We start from the raw sequence: 22,786 nt of genomic DNA, 5'->3' as shown, positions 1-22,786 counted from the left end.
ATTTTTCATGATTTTTTTAATAAGGAGTACACACAGTGAAATTTTTTTATAGTCCCCACTTTCGCTCATTGCAACCGATACTGGAATCTTCGAAATTCCATGAATTGGTAGAGGAGCTATTAAATAGCCAAGAGCCGCCGACACTACGAGCATTAAAAGCGAAGTTTACAGATGGTTCTTTTGATAAAATTCTTGACCGCTTGATCGCAGAAAAGTTGATCATCCGTCAAGAACGACGCTATTATTTAGGCTTCCCCATCTATACTGAACATGATCAACAGCAGATACAAGTAAGTGATGATTTCTATCAAGCAGCGCGCAATTGGTCAACACAAGAAATCGCTGGTTTTATCAAAAGTTTTGCTGCGTCAAGTGTTGAAAATAAATACTTTTACGGTTGTCAGCAAGGAGTTGAACAAGGAGCGGTCTATGCATTGAGTCATGAACAATTTCAGTTGATCTCTTACTCAGAAACACAGTGGCCACCAACACTGCCTGCTTTTTTTGAAGCGAATGAACAGTTGCGTCCCCTTGCGATCTATGATGAATTAATGGATTTGATCGGTGATGTCGATCCAGTCTATTACTTAGACCAAGTGAGTGTGATCCTTGAACGCATTCGTAAAAACAAAAAAGTCCGTCCGAGTATTTTTCTGGAATCACTTCAACGGGTCGAGATCATAAGCCCTGAGCTACATTTGTTGCTGGAAGAAATAAATTGTGATAATCTAAAAAACGAGCGTTATCCGTCTTCTGAAAAGGATCTGTTCGTCCAACGCCTTGTGATCGCTCACTTGGCAAATAAATCAGGTTCATACAATACACTTTATTTCAATAATAATTAAAATTTCTAATAATTATGTTATTTGTTTTAAATTTTCTGACTATTAAAAAGCTGCTAGATTCGATTCTAGCAGCTTTTTTTCTTATTTCTTCAAATGATAATTTGATGAATAAAAATTAAAAAACAACAATCGTTTTGTTTGGAGTTTTGATTTCTTGATGATATGATGATTCTAGAACTTTGAAAGGGGATATAAAAATGGAAGGATATAAAACGGTTGATTTTGAACAGTTGGAACAAAACAAAACGAAAGCAGAAATGATCACGTTCGTATCAATGTCAGAAATAGAAGCTGCTCGGCAAGCAATTACAAAAGCGGGGATCGATGAAACGCGTTTTTCTGATGGCGATCTCATTCTTGCGTTAAAACAAAAGGAACGGTTTGGGGCAAATACGATCGTTTCCGTGATCATTGATTGGCTCATCAATCAAAACTATCTGGTGAATCCAGCTCATGCCATGCGTTACTTAGCAAAGAAAATGGCAAATGGGCCAGTGACGAGTTACAAATTATTAAGTGAGGGTGAGTTTGATTGTGACGGGAACTACTACTTGATTGCTCGCACAAACACCACCTCATCGGCAAATAAAGTCTATAAAGTTTACACGGATGGACAAGTAAAAGAGCTTTGGCAGGCAAAATAAGTACAGATGATTTCGGCTCTAGTGAATAAGGAAAACGACTGTGTAAGCAGTAGTTAGCGGAAAAAGGATTTTTTTAGATTGAAGGTTGTGAAAGACGCGTGAAACTAAACATTCGAATCGGCTTAGCTGGCAGTCATCTTCTGATTGGTGCATTCAGCTTGCTCGGCGCTCTGCTGACGCTTTATAAAGTACCGACAAGTTTTGGTGCGATCCAAGCCTTGTTAGGTGAAATTTATTATACCGATACGGTATTTGACCGATTTACTCAGCTCTTCTTGTTGGGGATCATCAGTCTTTATACCGTGGTGACCAGTTTTTATGGGTTTCGATTTTGGTGTTTTTGCTCCGCCTCTTCTGCATTTGGGACACTGTTGGCATATTTTGAATTAACTGAAACACTTCCAGTGATGGTAGTTTTCATTCTTGTTTTAGCAAGTTTGTTTCAGTTATGGGTAGTCACATACTTCATTTTCCAAAAGCTAAAAAGTAGAGCTGAAACAGGTTGAACAGATACGTTCAAGCTGTTTTTTTCTGTCAAAGATTATTTGCTGGCAACTAAGGTTATTGCGTTACTAGCGCAGTGTTTTATGCTATGCTAGATATAGAGATGTAGTTGATTTTGAAACGATTTCTAAAAGATGAAAGAGCGTAACAAGTTCGTTGGCATTTCAGTCAACGATCAAAATGAATTTGAGGAGGACTGATGAGAGAGTGGTTACCAAACAACAGGTACTGACTGCGGAAAAAGACTTTCTGAGTGGTGAAAATTTTTATGTACAGCATTTCTTAGGCGCCCATCAAGTAGATGATGGCTACGTGTTTCGCGTTTGGGCACCAAATGCTCAGCAAGTTTGGCTTGTTGGCGACTTCAACCAATGGACGGATACCTTGCCGATGAACAAAAGGACGGAATCCGGTGTTTGGGAAATTGAGACCAACCAAGTAAAAGAAGGACAGCTTTACAAATACAAAGTAAAACAATCAAATGGACGAGAAGTATTGAAGATCGATCCTTTTGCTGTCCATTTTGAAGCTCGACCAGGAACTGCTGCCGTGTTGCATTCGATCCCACAAAAAAAATGGCGGGATGGGTTATGGCAAGGACGGAAAAAAAGACAAAAAACATTTAATCGACCTCTTAATATTTATGAAGTTCATGCCAGCTCCTGGAAGCACCACGAAGATGGCACCCCTTATCGCTTCTCCGAATTAAAAGATGAACTTATTCCTTACGTGAAAAAAATGGGCTACACCCATATCGAATTTATGCCTTTGATGGAACATCCCTTAGGAACCTCCTGGGGCTATCAATTGACTGGTTACTTTGCACTTAGCTCCTATTATGGGACACCAGAAGAATTTCAAGACTTTGTAGAGGCTTGTCATTTGGAAAATATAGGTGTCTTCGTTGATTGGGTGCCAGGACATTTTTGTGTCAATGATGACAGTCTTGCCTATTATGATGGCACGCCGACCTTTGAATACATGGATGAAAACCGTGCGAAAAATGTTCGCTGGGGTGCGATCAACTTTGATCTAGGCAAACCGCAAGTCCAAAGCTTTCTGATCTCAAGTGCATTGTTCTGGATCGAATTTTACCACATTGATGGTATTCGGGTAGATGCCGTTTCCAACATGATCTATCGCGATTATGATGAAGGTCCATGGGAACCGAATCACGAAGGGGGCAATCGGAATTTTGAAGGGTACTATTTCTTACAAAAGCTCAATTCAGTCATCAAGTTAGCCCATCCTGCAGTTGTCATGATTGCAGAGGAAAGTACTTCCGAGACCAAAATAACAGGAATGGTCGAAGGAGGCGCTCTCGGGTTTGACTACAAATGGAATATGGGCTGGATGAATGATGTCCTGCGTTTTTACGAAATGGACCCGATTTTCCGTAAAGATCATCTAAGCCTTTTATCTTTTTCTTTCATGTATCGGATGCAAGAAAATTATATCTTGCCACTCTCCCATGACGAAGTGGTTCATGGCAAAAAAAGTTTGATGCACAAAATGTGGGGAGACCGCTACAAACAGTTTTCACAACTACGAAATCTCTATACGTACATGATGATGCATCCAGGGAAAAAACTGTTATTCATGGGTAGTGAATGGGGACAGTTTTTAGAATGGAAATATGATCATGGTCTTGAATGGGTCGATTTAAACGACGCATTCAATGCAAAAATGCAGTTCTTCACCCAGACCTTGAATGAATTATACAAAGAAGAACGAGCCCTTTGGGAATTGGATGATCAAGAAGATTCATTGATGGTGATCGATGCAGACAACTTAGATGAAACGACATTGACTTTCTTACGACAAGGAAAAACGAAAAAAGATTTCTTGATCGTGGTTGTCAATCTGACACCAGTGGAGCGTCACGATTTTGCGATCGGCGTGCCATACGAAGGAACGTATCGCGAGATTTTAAACACGGAACGGGATGTATTTGGTGGAACTTGGGTGGCGAATAACCCAGACTGCCAGACCAGTAATACCCCTTTTAAGCAATACGACTATCAAATCAAAACAATTTTGCCTGCACTTGGGGCTTTAATCATCAAACCAGAAAAAATCAAAATGACTCGAAAAAAAGCAGTAAAGAAAGCACAAAAAAAAGAGTAGAGGGGGAACGGTGAGTAGATCACCAAACAAAATGAAAACAGAGATGTTAGCAATGATCCTCGCAGGGGGACAAGGGACTCGATTAGGGAAATTAACAAAGAATATTGCTAAACCAGCGGTTCCATTTGGTGGCAGATATCGGATCATCGATTTCACGTTGAGTAATTGTGTCAATTCAGGAATCAAAAATGTGGGTGTTGTCACTCAGTACCAGCCATTAGCACTAAACAACCATATCGGAAATGGTGCAAGCTGGGGATTGGATGGAATTAGTACCGGTGTGACGATCTTACAGCCATATTCAAATTCAGAAGGCGAAAAATGGTTTGAAGGAACCGCCCATGCGATCTATCAAAACATCGCTTATATCGATGAGATGGACCCGCAATATGTCTTGATTTTATCAGGGGACCATATCTACAAAATGGATTATGAAGAAATGCTGGAAAAACACAAAGAAAATGATGCTTCATTGACGGTTGCAGTTCTCGAAGTACCGATGAAAGATGCCTCGCGTTTCGGAATCATGAACACCGATAAAAATGACCGTATCATCGAATTTGATGAAAAACCAGCCGAACCAAAAAGCAATCTCGCTTCAATGGGGATCTATATTTTCGATTGGAGTCGTCTGCGCAGTATGCTGTTGAGTAACTATACAAAAGACGGCGAAATGGTCGATTTTGGGAAACATGTCATTCCTTCTTATCTCGAAAGCGGCGACAACGTTTTTGCCTATCGCTTCTCTGGCTATTGGAAAGACGTAGGAACGATCGATTCATTGTGGGAAGCCAATATGGAATTTATTGATCCAGCAATGGAGTTGAATATTCGGGATAAAAGTTGGCAAGTATTTTCTAAAAACCCAATCGCACCACCACATTTTGTGACTGAGACCGGGGCTGCGAGAAACTCTCTCGTGATGGATGGCTGTTATGTTGCAGGGGAAATCGAGCACAGTATTTTATCAGAAAATGTGCAGGTGAAAGAAGGATCGACGATCAAGGACAGCGTGATCATGCCTGGAGCGGTGATCGGTAGAAATGTTAAATTAAACCGAGTGATCGTTGGGGAAAATGCAGTGATTGGTGACGATGCAGAGATCGATGGAACAGACGAAATTGCCGTAGTCGGCTATTCTGAAATTTTAGGGGTGACGATTGATGAGAACTAATAAAATGTGTGCGATTTTAGGGAATCTGCAACGATACCAAGACTTGATGCCATTAACAGAAAACCGTCCGCTGTCGACTTTATTGTTTGACTGCAAATATCGCTTGTTAGATTTTAATCTTTCAAGTATCGAAAATGCTAATATCAAACAAGTCTATATGATTTTCAATGAAGGAGAAACGCAGTCGGTCTTCGATCATATCGGTGGCGGAAAAGAGTGGAACTTGGACGGCGTACAAAACCGTTTCTTTATTCACCTGTTCCAAGACTCATTGAAAAAGCAAGCTGAAGGACAAGAGTATTATTATAATGTCATCGACTATTTGGAAAAATCCAAATCGGATCATACCGTATTTATGGGCAGCAAAGTCTTATGCAACATTGATTTGCGTGCCTTGCTGAAAATCCATCAGCTACAAGGCAATGAAATGACCGTCGTATACAAACGCATCAGCAGTGACAATGTTTGCGAAAGTGATCTGTTGTTCAATGTAGACAGTGAAGGTCACTTAGAAGAAGCGATCCAAGCGAAAAAAGGTGAGGTCAGTGACCTTGTCAACTTATGTACGGATATTTTTATCATTCAAACAGATCGTCTGATCGCTGCGCTAAAAGAGGGGCAAAAAGTTGGCGCAACGGCAGACCTCGGTCAATTTTTACGAGAAATGATCGCTGTTGAAAATACAGGTCTATATGAGTACACTGGTTACTTAAGTAACATTTATGACATCTCTTCTTACTATCAAACAAATATGGATATGCTCGATGTGCATAAATTTACGTCGTTGCTTTATTCGAATCAAAAGATCTATACCAAACTGAAAAACGAAGTGCCAACGTATTATTCAGAAACATCTGACGTGAAAAATAGCCACTTTGCTTCTGGCTGCATCGTGGAAGGAACGGTCGAACAGTCACTCGTTGCCCGCCGCACGAAGATCCATCCTGAAGCAAAAGTCAAAGGAGCGATCATCTTCGGAAATAATGAGATCAAAGCAGGTGCCGAAGTCTCTTATGCGATCCTAGATAAAAATGTGACCATCGCAGAAGGTGTCAAAGTGCAAGGAACCAAAGAAACGCCAATCGTCATTAAGAAAAATTCTCATGTGACCCAAGACGTTATTGGAGGGGCAAGCGCATGAAGGTTCTGTTTACAGCAGCGGAATGCGCCCCATTTTTTAAAACAGGCGGATTAGGGGATGTTGCAGGGGCATTACCAAAAGAATTGGTCAAAAAAGGCGTCGAGACGATTGTGGTCTTACCCTATTTCACGAAAATGCCTGCTGAATACCAGGAGCAAATGGAAGATTGTTTTTCCTTTGAAGTGGCGGTCGGTTGGCGCAAGCAATATTGTGGGATCAAAAAATTAGTTCTAGGCTCTGTGACCTATTATTTCATAGACAACCTCTACTATTTTGGCCGCGAACGGCTCTATGATTTTTATGATGATGGGGAACGTTTTGCTTTCTTCCAATTAGCCGTGATCGAAATGATGGAACGCATTGAATTTATTCCAGACATCGTGCATGTCAATGATTACCATACGGCGATGATTCCCTTCTTGATCAAAGAAAAATATCATTGGATTCAAGCGTATCAAAACATACGCACCGTTTTGACGATCCATAACATTGGGTTTCAAGGGTGGTATAGTCGCGATATTTTACCAGATCTTTTTGGTATGGGGACTGAGAGATACGATGATGGCACACTACGTTTAAACGATTGCTTGAACTTTATGAAAGCAGGAATCTTGTATGCGGACCGCATCACGACGGTCAGTCCTTCCTATAGTGAAGAAATCAAAACCTCTGAGTTCGGCTGTGGGCTTGAAGTGATTTTACGTATGGAAAGCGGCAAACTCAGCGGCATTTTAAACGGAATTGATTACGAAATGAACGATCCAGAAACCGATCCTCATTTGGACTATCCTTTCAGTGTCGAAGATTTATCAGGAAAAGCTAAAAACAAGCGAGCGCTACAAGAACAATTTGGTTTGCCTACCCGTAAAGATGTCCCATTGATTTCTGTTGTTAGCCGTTTGACCACTCAAAAAGGGTTCCATTTGGTCCTTGAAGAAATGGAAAATCTCTTGCAATTTGATGTTCAGTTCATCTTACTAGGGACTGGCGAACATGATTTTGAAGAAGGCTTTCGCTATTTTGCTCAGAGATATCCTGACAAATGTGCTGCCGCGATTTCTTTTGATATTGCATTGGCGCAAAAGTTATACGCAGCAGCGGATCTTTTCTTGATGCCTTCCGCCTTCGAACCATGCGGACTGTCACAGATGATCGCGATGCGTTATGGTACATTACCGGTCGTTCACGAAATCGGTGGCTTGAAAGATACGGTAGATTCCTATAATCCGATCACGAAACAAGGTACCGGCTTTGGCTTTCAAGAGTTTTCACCATTTTACTTGATGAATGCCTTGAAGCAAGGGGTCGAATTGTATCAATCTGATCAGGCAACGTGGAACGTATTGGTCAAGCAAGCAATGGCAAAAGATTTCAGCTGGAATCAAAGTTCCGATCTTTATATCCAGTTGTATAATACTATCAAAGTTTGATTGTTTTAAGACAGAAGAATCCTTGTCTGCAACAGAACTGCTAGTTGTATGACTAGCAATTTTGGCGGCAAGGATTCTTCTTTTTTATAAATTGAATGCAAAAAGGAGTGTAACCCTATGACAAAAGAACGATTGCGTGAACTGCTAGAAATCAGTGTTCATGAACTCTTTGCGATTGAAGTGGATGAAGCTTCACTGCAGGAATTGTTTCAAGCACTAGCCAATGTGGTGAAGCAAATGTATTCAGAAGACTGGCGTCAAACCAGAAAAAATCTCTTGCTGGAGGATCAAAAACAAGCGTACTATTTTTCAATCGAATTTTTGCCTGGCAAAATGCTAAAAAGCAATTTGTTGAATATGCAGCTGTTGGAGCAAGCGGAAGCCGTTTTTGAAGAGTTAGGCGTTTCCCTTGATGACGTTGCGGATACAGAAAAAGACATGGCTTTAGGAAACGGGGGCCTGGGTCGTTTGGCCTCTTGTTTTATGGACTCGCTGGCTTCATTAAGCTTGCCGGGAAATGGGAATGGGATTCGCTATCGCTATGGATTATTTAAACAAAAATTTATTGACGGCCATCAAGTAGAATTACCAGATGATTGGTTACGCTCTGGGAATGTCTGGGAAGTCCGCAAAGAAAGCAAAGCGGTGCCTATTCGATTTGGTGGGCAGGTCTATCTCGTTACGGGAGAGGACGGAAAACTAGCGCCAGTCTATGAAGGCGGCTTTACCTGGCGGGCAGTTCCGTATGACACCGCGATGGTTGGTTATCAGAATCAACACATCAACACACTGCGCTTGTGGAGTGTCGAAGTGCCTGCTGAAGATGAGGCGCATTATGCGACATTGGAATCACGGCAAGCCTTAGAAAATTTGACTGCTGTTTTATATCCAGATGACTCAAACGAGATCGGCAAACGCACACGATTGATGCAAGAATACTTTTTTGTTTCTGCAGGCATTCAAAGTATCATTCGCTATTATAAAAAATCGAATCTGCCTTTAGCGATGCTCAGTGAACGAGTAGCAATCCATATCAACGACACGCACCCAGCGCTTTGTGTCCCAGAACTGATGCGTATTTTAGTTGATGAAGAAGGCCTTGCTTGGGAACAAGCGTGGGCGATCACCGTGAAAGTCATGAGTTATACGAACCATACGATCATGGCGGAAGCCTTAGAAAAATGGCCAGTTCGCATGATTGAAGAAGTGTTGCCGAGAATGGATCAGATCATCAAAGAAATTGATCGGCGCTTTGTCGAAGGAATGCAAGGGGTCCATCCGCAAGCCTTACTGGATCGGACGCGAATCATTATTGATGATCAAGTCCATATGGCACATCTAGCCATCATCGGCAGCCATAGTGTCAATGGGGTAGCCAAGCTCCATTCTGATTTACTAAAATCAGTGGTACTCCATGACTTCTATCTCATTTATCCTGCCCGTTTCAACAATAAGACCAACGGCATCGCACAACGGCGTTGGCTTCAGCTAGCCAATCAACCATTAGCCAAAGTGCTGGATCAGTCGATCGGTACGAGTTGGCGCAATGACCCCTTGGATCTGCAGCTGCTCAAAAATTATTATGATGACGAAAACGTTCTGCAACAAATTGCTGACGCAAAAATGAGTAACAAGCGTGCACTGGCAAAGTACATTCAAAAAGCAACGGGCATTACAGTAGATCCAACGGCAATTTTTGATGTGCAGATCAAACGCCTGCATGCGTACAAACGACAACTGCTGAATCTAATGCATATCTTGAAGCTCTACTTTGAGGTCAAAGACGATCCGACTGCAGCGTTTCATCCAAGAGTCTTTATTTTTGGTGCCAAAGCAGCACCAAGCTATCACTACGCAAAATCGATCATTAAAGTCATCAATGAAGTGGCGAATCTGATCAATCATGATGAAACCATCAATGATAAAATCAAGGTTATATTTTTAGAAAATTACAACGTTTCATTAGCAGAAAAAATCATTCCAGCAGCGGATGTCAGTGAACAAATCTCATTGGCCTCTAAAGAAGCGTCAGGGACAAGCAATATGAAGTTGATGCTAAATGGGGCAGTAACGATCGCGACTTTAGATGGTGCCAATATTGAGATTCGAGATGCGATCGGTGATGAAAACATTGCGATCTTTGGGTTGACGGAAGAAGAAGTGTATCAGTATTACGCCCAGCATAATTATTCTGCTTACACCTACTATGAGTCAGATCCAGTCTTGCAACGGGTGGTCAATGCCTTTATTGATGGGACGATCCCGAATATTCAAGTTGAAGGTCGGGAAATCTTTGATTCCCTTTTGAAATACAATGATGAATACTTTTTATTAAAGGATTTTCATGCCTATTGTGACGCGCAGCATCGGGTAGATAGTGCCTATCAGGATACGCAACGTTGGCGTAAAGTCAGCCTAATGAATATTGCGAATGCAGGCAAATTTTCGGCAGATGAAACGGTGCGAAATTATGCTGCAGATATTTGGCAGATCGATCCATTATTTGCCCATGTCAAAGAACCAAATGCAGCAAGCTTGACTGAGACGGTGCCTCCAGCCGAATTTAGCTGAAGTGTCCTCATCTGAAATGGTGTAGTCTTTCGTGAAATTCTCCTTAATTTATGGTATGATGAAAAAAATGCATGTAAGAGGATGAGTACAGTGGCAAATTATTTAGATGTGAAACGAAAACACTTCCGTTTTCCTGCTTATGATGATACAGATGGTGTGAAGCTGCAATCCGAGCATCGCCCCGCATTCAGTAAAGCAGATGATTGGATTTTAACCGAAATCAAAGATCCCGTGAGTCATTCTCACAAGGATGAAAATCAACCTTTGCAGCGCAAAGTGCAGTCCAGCCAACGGGATCGGGGGCACAATGTTCGTCAAAAAGAAGAGCTTGCCAATCACCGTGCCAACTTGCCTCAGTACGGAAAACGTCCAGTGAAAGAGCAGATGCCAACAGGAAAAACCAACTTTTTTGGCAAAGAGGCGAACCATTCTTCTTATCAAGTAACCAGTAAGAAGGAAAAAGCTGAGGTTCCTGTTTCTTCGAAAAAAGAATATTCGGGGCGCTCTTACTTCGTGCCTAAATATATTCCTGCATCGATTATTCCAGATGAGCAAAAACCTGAAATTACGCCGAACGATTTGATGGATGCAATGGCAAAAAAACAAGAAAGTTATTTGTTGTTTGATACTGAACCAGCAGCTTATCAAGTCAAAGAAGAAAATGATCCGACCGTCAAAAAATTCAATCGCCACCCCTCTGTTGGGATGACACGCAGTGAGTTTCGAGCCAGCAATAAAAAAAATGGTGAGAAAAAACGTTCCGTTTTAGATCGATCATTAAAAGGAATGATTGAAGACGATCAACAAGAAGAATCTTCAAATGGCTATTTTCGTTCTAAATAGCAGTGACAGTTACTCTTAATAGAAGTGGTCCTTTGAGCATAACCATGAATGATTTCAGCTAGATGGCTAACATCTAGCTGTTTTTTTTGTGTGCCGAAACTATCGATTTCACAAAGTGATTAGTTGAAATACATTTTTCACCGCCTGAGGAATATTCTGATTTTACTAAGCAATAGCGTGGGCTATAGAATAAAGTGAAACGATCAAAACCATCGTTATTTATAATGTTTGTTATTTTAATTGGCGATTTTTTTTGTCATTTAAAATCGATGGCAAGTCAAACGGTGGCAGGACAGTGGTTTTCTGATCAGCTGCAATTGAAAAAGGGAAGCAAGCGTCCTGATGGCTAAAGCTGCTCTTTGGGAAGGCCTGATCCTTGATCGATTTCAAGGGAAAGATACGCTGAAAGGTGGGGCATCAACAAATGAACAAGAAAAAGAGAAAGGTATATTTCACCATCATTATTGGCTTACTTGGAGGACTCTACTTTTTTTCAACCATGAGTGTGTTTTCTTCAAACGTTTTCTTTGCTGCGCAGCTGGAGGAAAAAACGGTTGCGAGTGAATCATTCGATCCGATACGAGAGCAAGAGGCTGAGGAAAGAGTTGCCATTTATTTTGATGAATCAACGAAATCCGGGACTGTAGGAGACCTGTTACTGGTTGCGTTTCATACGGACCGTCCCATTAGTGAAATAGCGATCCGATTGCCGAAAGCTGCGGTTATTGCTGAAGAGGAGTTGCCAAAGGGAGTCAAGATGACGCCACTCACTGAGGAGAACGGTTGGAAACTAACGACCGATACCCCTAGAAGTGATTTTTTGGTTCCATTGATAGTTGATACAGCAGGATCGTTTCCATTTGAAGCAGCAGATTCAATGATAATGCTTGAAATAAAGGAAGCACGGGAGACAAACCCTACGGACACACAAGAGGATGAGCGAACTGATTCGAGTGACTCCACTGATCAATGGGATCATTTGGATCAAGAAGATCAACTAGCAGAAGAGAAGGAAATAGAAAGCCAGCTTCCTGAGGCATCAGCATCTGATCCTGGCAATCTTTATCTTTTAGGCGACGATGTAAAAAAAAGAGGAGTTGCTAATTGGATCGAATTTATGGCTGCAATGGTCGATCCGACGGTCAATTATATTTATTTGACAGCCAGTTTTCAAACGAACGATAATCCTAGTTTAGGCATTACGGGAATTGACGGCTGGAGCAGCAGCGTCAATCCTAATGGCGGATTAGCCTATGTTTATATCAATGCCAGGGAAGTCTCAAGAACGTTAATCATCGATGGCCTCGACAACTATCAGATGGATCTTAGAGCCGTAGCGATCTGTTTTCGCGATTCGAGTGTCAATCCAGACTCCCCGTGGGACATTACTTTGCAAAATTTGAAACTCTACCATGGAAACTTTTGGGGGGCAATTGAATACCATGATTTGAATATGTCAAATCAGCAGCGTTCAATCATTCGGTACCACAATCTCAACCATACGGGCAATCAGTTGTTTTACGGGTTGCACTCTCGAGCCAGCTTTTCTGGACATTCGGTTTCGCACCAAACGCCTAGATATACATCAGACTTCAATGCTTCTTGGATGATTCACACAAATACTCAGGCGAATTTTGAAATCAACCAAATAGAGCTTCGTGAGGGAGCAAACGTCGAAATGTCGACGATCAGCTCAGGAAATCTTGATTTTTATAATACAAATGCGCGTCTCGTATTAGGGGATAATGCCCGACTATCATTAAATGCCAACGGTTCAGCTGGTGAAGCAGGCGGTGCTAATATTCGCTTTGTCGCTGGCAATGGACGCATTGAGTTAGGAAAAGGCGCGGAATTGGCATTAAATACACAAAACAACAGCCCGGCAGTCATCACATTAGGCACGCCCCATGATATTCGCTTAATGGAAAAAAGTCGCTTGTCGGTTACTGCTGCAAACCGAACGTTGTACAGTCATATTTTCTGGTTAAGTGCCAATACGCATGTCACCTTAGAAGACAGCAGCACCTTAGAGGTTGAAGCAACAAATCAAAATACAACCGCAAATATTTTCCACTTCTCTGGCACGACTGGCAATCTCAACGTAGGCAAAGACGCTACCTTAGATATTCGTTCGGACAGCCCACAAGCTGTCCAACGGCTACTTTTCTTTACCGGTGCCAACAATCCCGCAAGATTGACGATCGACGATGCCAAGCGTGTCAATTTGCAAAGAACCCGCCCCATAACGACCACCACAAATGGTCTAATTGAAGGGGGAGGAATCACTGCAAAGAATCAGGCGATTCGCCAGTGGCGGCATGGAAATACAGGAGAGACAGTTGATTTTCAGTGGCAACCGATTCTGTCCATGACTGCGGCGATTTCAGGAACCAATACCAATGTGACCAATGTATCTTCGCTAAATGAGGAAACAAGTCGAGGGTTTGCCGCGCAGTTTGCTTCTCGTTCGCAACGGTTATTGTTTGAGAACATACCAGACGTCACGGTGACCATCGATCCTTTGACAGAAGATAGAACCTTACCTAAGGCCTATACGATTTCGGGAACCGCCAATCCTGGTAGCTACCTTCGATTCCAAAGAGAGGGACTGATGCCAGAACCGACGCTTGAAACGACAGTCGATAGTGCTGGCAATAGCACGTATTTTCACACCCAAGCGGATGAAAACGGGCATTATTTACTTGATCTATCTGATTTAGAACCTTTCCAGTATTTTACTCAAGGTGAGGTGGTCACCGCTCAGGCATTTCTTGATGGCAAATGGGCAGAAGCATCAACCACTGTGGAACCCATTGGTGACGTAGACCCAAAAGATCCCCTTGATCCTGATCAACCGATTCTACCTGAAAATCCACCCTTGATACCAGAAAATCGCGGGTTTATCAGTATAGACTTTGTTTCACAATTCGATTTTGGTACAGTACCGATTCGCTCGTCGACAAGCCGCTATCCGGCGCGTCCGCAACGAATTTCTTTAGTGGATGATCATGAATCAACCGAACGACCAAACTACATTCAGGTTTCCGATCGTCGATTTCTTCAAAAGGGCTGGACCTTGAGTGCCCGATTATCAGAGGAAGGGTTCGTTAGCACGGATGCGTTTAAGCACCACTTAAAAGGAGCGAGTGTGCATTTGACGAATATTGAAATGGTTACCTCTAGAGAAAATCCCTCTGAAGCACCAGACTACTTTGATGCAATCGAGCTGGGACCGCAGAACCAAGTGATTGCACGTGCCAATGAAAAGCAAGGGGCGGGAACTTGGATTCAACGCTATGGAAACGAGGATACCATGCAAAAAAGTGTCGAGCTGGAAATCCCTATTGGCGCGAGGCCGCAAGCAACAAGTTATCAAGGAACCATCCATTGGGAGCTGAGTTTCGTACCTAGTGCTGACGAATAACCCCTTGGAAAACAAGTAAGTATGTTCTGCAATCGTGAATATGATCGAACACTGTAAAAGTTGATCAGACAAAAAGAAGTCCATTTGCCATTGGACTTCTTTTTTGTCTGAAACAAACGAGTAGTGGTTTACACTACTTTTCCCACTTTGGTAGATACGCTTTTCAATCAATAGAAGTGAGTGAAACCACAGGTAGTGTATCGATGAGCAAAATCATAACATGGTAGCCATCAACAAAATCACCTAAGCACTGTGTCTTCTCCAGAATAAATTTTAATTAGCTATTTTAGTAATTAAATCCTGCTCAAATATTTTAATTTTCGCTTGCCTTTTGATATGCTAAGAACAAGGGGGAATCAAAGATGGAAGTTGATCTACAAATGCTGGCGATGATTTTCTTTATCAATCTCGCCTATGTCACATTGAACACACTGCGATTTTTATTGACAATGAAAGGGTATCGCGTGATTGCCCCATTAGTGAGTATGATCGAAATCACGATCTATATTTTAGGCTTATCTATGGTATTGGATCGTTTGGATAACCCGCTGAATCTCTTGTTCTATGCACTAGGCTATGCTGCAGGAGTCAGTATCGGGATCAAAATCGAAGATAAGCTGGCTCTGGGCTATACAATGGTCACAGTGATCCTACCTAGTAATACGGATGAAGAAAAGAGTTTGCCGAAGATTTTGCGACAAGAGGGTTATGGTGTGACACAAAGCTTTGGTGAAGGATTGGAAGGCCCGCGACTGATTTTAGAGATTCTTTCCCAAAGAAAAAGTGAGAAAAAGCTCTATCAAACGATCAAAGCGGTGGAAGAGCGAGCGTTTATCATCAGCTATGAACCCAAGTATATTTCGGGCGGTTTTTGGACCAAAAAAATCAGCCGTAGAGAGGCGAAGTTGAAAAAGCAAGCACCTGTTGATTGAGGAACTAGAGGCAGCTTGATCCATTCGTGAAGAATAGTTGCATAATAAGCAGGGAGTTTATTGATGAGAGGAAGCGTTAGGTGTGGAAAAGAAAGCAAATGGCATGATGGCGGTCATCGCTGCACTGATCTCAAACATTTTGGTAGCGATCAGTAAGTTTGTCGGTTATGCCTTGAGCGGTAGTGCGGCCATGCTGAATGAAAGCATTCATAGTGTCGTGGATTGCAGCAATCAGATCTTTTTATTGATCGGTGATAAACGGGCAACAAAGGGACAAAGTGAACTGCATCAGTTTGGTGAAGGTCGGGCGAAATATTTTTTCAGCACGATCGTTGCGATGATGCTCTTCTTTGGTGGGGGCGCATTAGGCGTGATGGAAGCAGTGGAAAAGCTGCTGCATCCCGCCCATGAAGTCGGCAATACTTGGTTAGTGATCGCTATCTTGATCTTCGGGATGATCGTTGAAGGAAGTTCGTTGTGGATCGCAATCAAGGAGATCCGCGAGCTAAACGTCGAACGTCAACCAATCTATCGTTTTTTGAAAGAAAGTCGACATAGTGAGATTTTGATCATTTTCACAGAAGACTTTTGTGCGGTGATCGGTCTGATGATCGCACTGATCGGAACGGTTTTAACAATGATTACCGGGAACGCATTTTTTGATGCCTTCAGCGGCTTATTGATTGGTCTTTTATTGATGGTAGCAGCGATCTTCTTAGCCCGCGAATTTTACAGTCTACTGATTGGGGAAAGTGTTACTAAACGTGATTTAGCGGTGATCAAACAAGCGTTTGAACGTCCCGATGTTGATCGCTTGATCGATGTGAAAACAGTCCATTTAGGGCCAGCAGAAATTTTGATTGCAGCGAAAGTCGATATTGCCGCAAAACAAGAAGAGGTCGGCTATGAGATCATTAATGAGATCGAAGCCGAGATTCGACATCAAATGGCAGATAAAAAAGTCTATATTTATATTGAAACGGATGAGTACGATCCTCACTACATGGAGAAGCGGCGCAAACTTGTGCGACCTTCCCACTGATTTAGCTAGAATAAAGCTGTTTTTTTTGATACAATAGACAAGGATTATCACATAGTGAAGGAGATTTCAAAATTATGATCAATGCAAGTGACTTAAGAGCTGGAATGACGTTTGTTCAAGACGGCAAACTTATCAAAGTATTAGATGCCAGCCACCACAAACCAGGTAAAGGAAATACGGTTATGCGTATGAAATTACGTGACGTTCGGACTGGTTCTACTTACGATACAACCTTCCGTCCAGAAGAAAAATTTGAAAAAGCGCATATCGATACGAAAGCTGTACAATACCTATATACAATGGACGATACCGCATTCTTTATGGATCTGGAAACCTATGAACAATATGAAATTCCAGTTGAAGTGGTTGAAGAAGAAATGAAGTTCATTCTAGAAAACATGGAAGTAAAAATTCAATTCTTCGGCAGCGAAGTAATCGGCGTGCAATTACCTTCAAGTGTAATCTTGAAAGTTGTTGAAACACAGCCATCGATCAAAGGGGCAACTGTGACTGGTTCAGGAAAGCCAGCAACGATGGAAACGGGCTTAGTTGTCAATGTTCCTGACTTTGTTGAAGAAGGCGAAATGCTAGAAATCAATACAGCTGAAGGTACTTATTTAAAACGTGCAAAATAGCAAAAAAACCGCGACTTGTTCGCGGTTTTTTCTTTGCTCTTGTTGTGTTCAGAAGTGGCTCATTGTCCCTTTGCCGATCTTTTTTGTAACGGATAGATACTATAAGGTTTACTGATAAAGTAGGCGACGGAGCAGACGATCACAAAGAAGGGTAGATTTTGAAAGCCAAAGACTTCTCCACCAATAAAGATCGGTGCAAATAAGGTGCTAGTGGCGCTGCCAAAAACACTGGCATAGCCTAGTGCTGCTACCAGTTCGATAGGCAGTCCGAACAGTGGTGCCAACACGACCCCCAAAGAAGAGCCAATCGCAAACAAAGGGGTGACTTCTCCACCCAAAAAACCAATGCTGATGGTTAATACGGTCAACACCAACTTAAGCAGCCAATCATAAGAATAGATCGGTTGCTTCGTGAAACTCGCGCTGATCAAATTTGTTCCTAAGCCTGAATAACGCCCTTGATACAATAAAACAAAAAGCAAGACTAACGCCAATGCGCCAATCCCAATACGCCACAGTGGATTCGGGAAGCGCCGCTTCATGATGCGTTTCATCGTTTCTAAACAGCCCGCAAAGCTGCCGCCAACCATACCAAAAATCAACCCAATCACAAGTAATTTCAGAAAAACAGGTATCGTCAAATCGACGGATTGAGGCAACATAAGACTAAATTTTTCTAAGCCTAACCATTGAGAAGTCGTACTAGCAGTGAAAGCAGCCAGCAAAGCAGGTAAGAGGGCATGATGACTGAATTTACCGATGACAAGCACTTCCAATGCAAAGAACGTCGCAGCGATGGGGGTTTCAAATAAACCAGCAAATCCCGCAGCCATCCCAATCATGATCAGGGTGCTGGCGTACTTTTCTAGTCGCAGCCAATTTCCTAAACGATTGGCGATGGTGGCACCTAACTGAACCGCAACTCCTTCTCTGCCTGCGCTTCCTCCAAATAAATGCGTCAGCCAGGTTCCCACCATTACAAAAGGAATCAAACGCAGCGGAATATCTTTTTCTTCTTCCTGCCCGACTAAAAACACTAAGTTCATTCCTTGAGGACTCCGATCGCCATACTTTTGGAAAAGGTAAGTAAAGCAAATACCGATAATTGGTAAGAAGAGAATCAATGGCAAAAAATGACTTTCACGGAAGGCACTTAAGAACAGCAAAATTTTGCCAAAGAAAGTGTCAACAGCTCCAGCAAGCACCCCAATCACTAGACTGAGCAAACCTAATGCAGTCAGTTCAAAATACGTTGTTTCTTGTTTCTTCATTTCTATCACGATCCTTTAAAAAAGATAGGAATAATGCTCTTGCAACTATGACGAACGAGTGAAAATAAAAAATGACTACTACACACTAAAAAAAAGTGGTAGAAGTCATTAGCAAAATTGCGGTTTCAGTAAGAACTGAGGGAGACATTCATTCCCTATTAGCATCAATATTATCTGATAAAACCCTCGTTTTGTCAATGGATGCTGGTCGTGAAAAGCAATCCAACGAATACTTATCTTTTATACATACTTATGGTAAAATTAATTTCATAAGAATTTACATGTGAATTGAGCGTCGGGAGAGTCACTGGCAAGAAAAGGGATGAAAGGACGATCCTTCTACTGGTTGACCAAGGGAAAAACAGTAGGTAGTGAGGAATCGAAGGGGAAGAAAGAATGATTGCATTTATGACGATCGAAAAATGGCTGCAAAGTGAGCGTTTTTACTATGTGATCCTACCAATTCTCATGGTGGTTGGTCTGATCGCATTATTAGGGTTCCTGATGGTTCTGCTTTATCGAGAAAACCGTAACCCAAAAGTGACGCTATTGCTTGGCGGCATAGTCGTTGCGTGTCTGCTAGGCTTTTTTATTGGAGATCAAGTGTATGGTGAATTCAAAACGTACAATGCGCTGATCACACCAAATATCCGAGACCGCGAAAAAATGTTTTTAGGCTATAAATATTACGAATCTGATACTACAGCAGTTTATCAGCGCATCCAAAGCAATGAAGCGATTGAAACTTTAGGGATCTATCAAGCAGTACCAGTGGAACGGGCGATTGAATTTCTTGGATCTGCTCATAACTCCGTATATTTTAAAATGGGCGCCCAGGTTTACTATGCTCGCTATCAACCGACATTTGTGGAAGAGGAAACAACGGCTAAGCTGCAGGGGGTTCAATACCATTTGATTGATCCTTCCTTTGAAACGATCGGCTTCTATTCCGAAACCAACAACTATTTGACGGTAATTACGATTCCAAAGTCTCAAGAAACCCTCGAATATCAATCCGTCGATTCTGTGATCCCGAAAGAATTTGGGAAAAGTCAAACCCAATGGGCGTTACCAAATAGGAATGAATAACCATAAAAGAAAACTACCTAAGTCACGAAAGAAAGCTCCTTCAAGCAGGAATCTTCCGTGCGCAGGTAGTTTTTTGTATGCTTGGTCAGATAACATTACTCTCGCTATGGCTGCTCAGGTAGTCCTCTTTCTTTTTGCGAGACAATTTTTTGAAGGCGGCTTCTGCTTGAGTGGCTTCACTGCGAGTGGAAAAGCTTTCCGCATGGATCATTTGTAATGGTCTGCGACTAGCAGGACGGGTATATTTTGCTCCGATCCCTTTGTTGTGCTCTAATAAGCGGCGGCTCAAATCAGTGGTATAACCACCGTAGAAGGATTGATCGTTGCAACGCAAGACATAAAAATAATGATTCTCAGCAGCCATAGAGCATCGCCTTCACTTCGGGACTATAGGCACCCGTTTCATCATAGGTAATGAGAGGGGAATCAATTTTAAAGCCATCCGCCTTGCCATCCTTGATTCCTTCAATCAATAAAATATTGGCCTCTTTGCCTACTTTCGGATAGACGAAGCGGACGCGCTTTGGTGCGATTCGATGGGCGCGCATATGGTCCAAAATATCGAGAAAGCGATCCGGGCGATGAACCATCGCAAACCGTCCGTTCATTTTTAACGCTTTGCTAGCGGTTTGGATCACTTCATCTAAAGTTGTGGTGATCTCGTGCCGAGCGATCGCTAAATAGGGATTCGGGTTTTTGATCGCCGTCGGTACATTTTTAAAATAAGGGGGATTGCAGACCAATAGATCAACGGAATCAGGTTTGATTTTTTGAAAGAGGTTCTTCAAGTCCATAGGATAGACCGTCAGCTGGTCTTGCAAGTCGTTTAATTCGATACTGCGCTGCGCCATATCCGCTAAGCGTTCCTGCAATTCGATTTGATAAATATGAGCGGTCGTTTTTTTGCTGATAAATAAACCGACTGCGCCATTCCCTGTACAAAGGTCAACGATTACACCTCTTTTTGGCACTCTAGCGTAATTTGCTAATAAGACAGCATCTAATGAAAAAGAAAAAACTTCGGAACTTTGAATGATCTTGATGTCATCGGCATACAATTGGTCGATGCGTTCGTTCGGTTGCAACATGAAGCATACTCCTGTTCTAAATTCATTACAATGTATTATACTACGATTAAGAATAATGGGAAACGCTAAAAAATGCTTGTCATTTAAATCGTTTTTTTGCATACTTGAATAGGAGAGAAATAGAAAGGAAAATGAGTATGTTTTTTCGCTTTATGCGCGGTGTGGTTCGCGTAGTATTATTTTTGATCAACGGCAATGCTCGTTATCAAAACAAAGAGGTTTTACCTAAAAATGAAAACTACATTTTAGTGGCTCCTCACCGAACCTGGTGGGATCCATTGTACCTAGCAGTGGCTGCTCGACCAAAGAAATTTAGTTTTATGGCGAAAGAAGAGCTGTTCAAAAACCCGATTTTACGGTTCATATTGATCCATGCCAATGCTTTTCCAGTCAAACGAGACAAACCGGGACCGAGCGCGGTAAAGACGCCAGTCAAAATTTTGAAGGAAACGGATCTTAGCTTGATCATGTTTCCAAGTGGTACGAGACACGCAACGGCTTTAAAAGGCGGCATGGCGTTGATCGCAAAAATGGCTAAGGTCAAGATCGTTCCCTCTGTTTATCAAGGACCGCTGACGTTAAAAGATCTTTTTAAACGCAAACGAGTAACCGTCCGCTTTGGGGAGCCCATTGACATCAGTGACATCAAAAAGATGGACAAAGAGGGCTTGGCGGAAGTCGAACGGCGCATCCAGGGTGCATTTGACACACTGGATCAAGCGATTGATCCGTCATTTGTTTATCAAATTGATGAGTCCAAAAGAGAAGATTAATACCTAAGAAAAGCCGCTGACCCTTTTGTGATCAGCGGCTTTTTTCTAATGAGTTAATTCAATAATTCGAAAGCAAATTTGGTCCACGGTTTTAAATATTCCAACAAAGGCAGCTCGTCATTTGAAATGGCGCCGACTTTGTTTTTTCGTGTGTCTTGGTGAGGGGTCAAAACGATCTGCAATTCGTTTTTGTATTGGCCAAAGGTATCATTGCCGATAACGATATCCCCATAGGCAAAAGGTTCTTGGTTTGTATGAGGGAGGTTTTCGATGGGACGGTACTTCACCCGTGACTGTGTGGAACGAGCGACTAACGCATTACTGTCACCACGACGAAAATGATTGGTTTCGGCTAATATTCTCCGTTCGATTTCGCTGGCCTCTGCTTCTACGAAAACGCCAAAGGTCAGCTTGTAACGATCGATCGCCGCCAGAGCTTTCAGCTCTGCATCCGACGCATAAGCATTGCCGATAATCACGGTATCGATCAACCCAGAAGCAAAAAGCAGCTTCCCTTGCAGTGCCAATGGTAAATCTCGACAAGATTCTAAGGTCGGTAAGCCATCATTGACTTCCCAAGGGCCGATTTTGGCTGATTGACTAGTGATGAAGGCGGCTGTTTTCAACCCATATTTTTTAAAACGTTGGCTGCAGCTGCGGAAAAAAGCCTCCGTTAAGCCTGTGCCTCGTTGGGGGTAAAAATTGTGGCAGCCATATAAAAAAGGTTCATTGGCTTGATAAGAAAGGATATTTTCTAAATAGTTCACATCATTACTCATATTCAATTCAATCGCCAAGCCAAATGGATTAAAGGTCAGCTGGGCTTCTTTACTGCCATCAAACCCTTGATCCAAGCGGATACCGTCCGCACCTAATTCTGCAAAGAAGCTAAGATCGTCATAAGAGATCGCCAGATCACTAAAAACAGCAGGCGAAATATCTAATATCGTTTCAAAGCCAAGGTTCTTGGCAAAGCCGATAATCGAAGAGAATTTTTTTCTGACGGTCTCTTTGCCTTCACTGACTTCTAGCATACTCATAAATAAGCGAGAGTAACCAAGGGCAGCAGCTTTTTTTAAATAGTCTTGATCCAGTAAAGGATCGCTATGGTCGGGGTAAATCGAAAGGCCAATTTCTCGTTTCAATGGTTTTCCTTCTTTCTAAAAAACCGCACGAAGCACCTCTTGGCATTGGAAAAAGCTGGTGAGGAAGGCTTCTTCTGTTTGTCTTGGTGGGTGCTTCGTACGACCTTT

19 protein-coding genes and 1 riboswitch are annotated in these 22,786 nt (G+C 42.2%); of the genes, 15 read left to right on the top strand and 4 right to left on the bottom strand.

From position 1 onward, the window contains the following. Positions 1–35: 35 nt before the first annotated feature. The 13 genes from A5867_RS12035 (at position 36) to efp (ending at position 17,312) form a co-directional block, all read left to right on the top strand. Positions 36–845, top strand: a complete 810-nt coding sequence (locus A5867_RS12035) for a DUF1803 domain-containing protein (RefSeq protein WP_087627699.1) — start codon at positions 36–38, stop codon at positions 843–845. A 197-nt stretch (positions 846–1,042) separates the two neighbouring features. Next, on the top strand, positions 1,043–1,489 hold the full coding sequence (locus A5867_RS12030) for a hypothetical protein (RefSeq protein ID WP_087627698.1): 447 nt from the start codon (positions 1,043–1,045) through the stop codon (positions 1,487–1,489). 98 nt (positions 1,490–1,587) lie between these two features. Continuing rightward, positions 1,588–1,995: a hypothetical protein gene (locus tag A5867_RS12025; protein WP_005229650.1), complete on the top strand. Its 408-nt coding sequence runs from the start codon at positions 1,588–1,590 to the stop codon at positions 1,993–1,995. Between the two features lie 178 nt (positions 1,996–2,173). Beyond that, the gene (gene glgB / locus A5867_RS12020) at positions 2,174–4,120 is read left to right on the top strand and encodes a 1,4-alpha-glucan branching protein GlgB (protein WP_087628179.1); all 1,947 of its coding nucleotides are present in this window, start codon (positions 2,174–2,176) and stop codon (positions 4,118–4,120) included. A 31-nt stretch (positions 4,121–4,151) separates the two neighbouring features. Beyond that, positions 4,152–5,294, top strand: a complete 1,143-nt coding sequence (locus A5867_RS12015; RefSeq protein WP_016610807.1) for a glucose-1-phosphate adenylyltransferase — start codon at positions 4,152–4,154, stop codon at positions 5,292–5,294. Further along, positions 5,284–6,435, top strand: coding sequence for a glucose-1-phosphate adenylyltransferase subunit GlgD (glgD, locus tag A5867_RS12010; RefSeq protein WP_016610808.1), 1,152 nt, complete (start codon positions 5,284–5,286; stop codon positions 6,433–6,435). Before A5867_RS12015 ends, glgD begins: the two co-directional genes overlap by 11 nt. Beyond that, positions 6,432–7,865 (top strand): glycogen synthase GlgA, encoded by a 1,434-nt coding sequence (glgA, locus tag A5867_RS12005; RefSeq protein ID WP_010749405.1) that lies wholly within the window; start codon positions 6,432–6,434, stop codon positions 7,863–7,865. Before glgD ends, glgA begins: the two co-directional genes overlap by 4 nt. Before the next feature lie 117 nt (positions 7,866–7,982). Then, positions 7,983–10,436: a glycogen/starch/alpha-glucan phosphorylase gene (locus A5867_RS12000; RefSeq protein WP_087627697.1), complete on the top strand. Its 2,454-nt coding sequence runs from the start codon at positions 7,983–7,985 to the stop codon at positions 10,434–10,436. A gap of 81 nt (positions 10,437–10,517) precedes the next feature. After that, positions 10,518–11,279, top strand: coding sequence for a hypothetical protein (locus tag A5867_RS11995; protein WP_087627696.1), 762 nt, complete (start codon positions 10,518–10,520; stop codon positions 11,277–11,279). 424 nt (positions 11,280–11,703) lie between these two features. Next, positions 11,704–14,703, top strand: coding sequence for a WxL domain-containing protein (locus A5867_RS11990; RefSeq protein WP_087627695.1), 3,000 nt, complete (start codon positions 11,704–11,706; stop codon positions 14,701–14,703). 362 nt (positions 14,704–15,065) lie between these two features. After that, entirely contained in the window at positions 15,066–15,635 is a 570-nt protein-coding gene (locus tag A5867_RS11985; protein WP_005229664.1) for a DUF2179 domain-containing protein, read from the top strand. 82 nt (positions 15,636–15,717) lie between these two features. Further along, entirely contained in the window at positions 15,718–16,677 is a 960-nt protein-coding gene (locus A5867_RS11980; protein WP_016610815.1) for a cation diffusion facilitator family transporter, read from the top strand. A 74-nt stretch (positions 16,678–16,751) separates the two neighbouring features. Next, positions 16,752–17,312: an elongation factor P gene (gene efp, locus A5867_RS11975; RefSeq protein WP_005229668.1), complete on the top strand. Its 561-nt coding sequence runs from the start codon at positions 16,752–16,754 to the stop codon at positions 17,310–17,312. Positions 17,313–17,371: 59 nt separating this feature from the next. On the opposite strand, the gene A5867_RS11970 is transcribed toward efp, so the two are convergent. Beyond that, positions 17,372–18,583, bottom strand: a complete 1,212-nt coding sequence (locus tag A5867_RS11970) for a chloride channel protein (RefSeq protein ID WP_087627694.1) — start codon at positions 18,581–18,583, stop codon at positions 17,372–17,374. Between the two features lie 92 nt (positions 18,584–18,675). After that, positions 18,676–18,748, bottom strand: a riboswitch (Fluoride riboswitch). Between the two features lie 231 nt (positions 18,749–18,979). Here A5867_RS11970 and A5867_RS11960 point away from each other — a divergent pair. Further along, entirely contained in the window at positions 18,980–19,672 is a 693-nt protein-coding gene (locus tag A5867_RS11960; protein WP_087627693.1) for a hypothetical protein, read from the top strand. Between the two features lie 85 nt (positions 19,673–19,757). Here A5867_RS11960 and A5867_RS11955 read toward each other — a convergent pair whose 3' ends face one another. Then, positions 19,758–20,036: a GIY-YIG nuclease family protein gene (locus tag A5867_RS11955; protein ID WP_005229675.1), complete on the bottom strand. Its 279-nt coding sequence runs from the start codon at positions 20,034–20,036 to the stop codon at positions 19,758–19,760. Next, positions 20,026–20,760, bottom strand: a complete 735-nt coding sequence (locus A5867_RS11950) for a tRNA1(Val) (adenine(37)-N6)-methyltransferase (protein ID WP_087627692.1) — start codon at positions 20,758–20,760, stop codon at positions 20,026–20,028. Before A5867_RS11950 ends, A5867_RS11955 begins: the two co-directional genes overlap by 11 nt. Positions 20,761–20,897: 137 nt before the next feature. On the opposite strand from A5867_RS11950, the gene A5867_RS11945 reads away from it, so the two are divergent. Continuing rightward, a complete protein-coding gene (locus tag A5867_RS11945) occupies positions 20,898–21,533 on the top strand; it encodes a 1-acyl-sn-glycerol-3-phosphate acyltransferase (protein ID WP_005229679.1) in 636 nt (211 codons plus the stop codon). Positions 21,534–21,586: 53 nt separating this feature from the next. Here the strand turns inward: A5867_RS11945 and A5867_RS11940 are convergent, their stop codons facing one another. Next, positions 21,587–22,678 (bottom strand): MupG family TIM beta-alpha barrel fold protein, encoded by a 1,092-nt coding sequence (locus A5867_RS11940; RefSeq protein WP_087627691.1) that lies wholly within the window; start codon positions 22,676–22,678, stop codon positions 21,587–21,589. Positions 22,679–22,786: the final 108 nt, after the last annotated feature.

Origin of the sequence: Enterococcus sp. 6D12_DIV0197 (assembly GCF_002174385.1) — a bacterium.
Taxonomy (GTDB): Bacteria; Bacillota; Bacilli; order Lactobacillales; family Enterococcaceae; genus Enterococcus_D; species Enterococcus_D casseliflavus.
The sequence above is the reverse complement of the archived record's forward strand: the minus strand, read 5'-3'. Positions and strand labels throughout refer to the sequence as shown.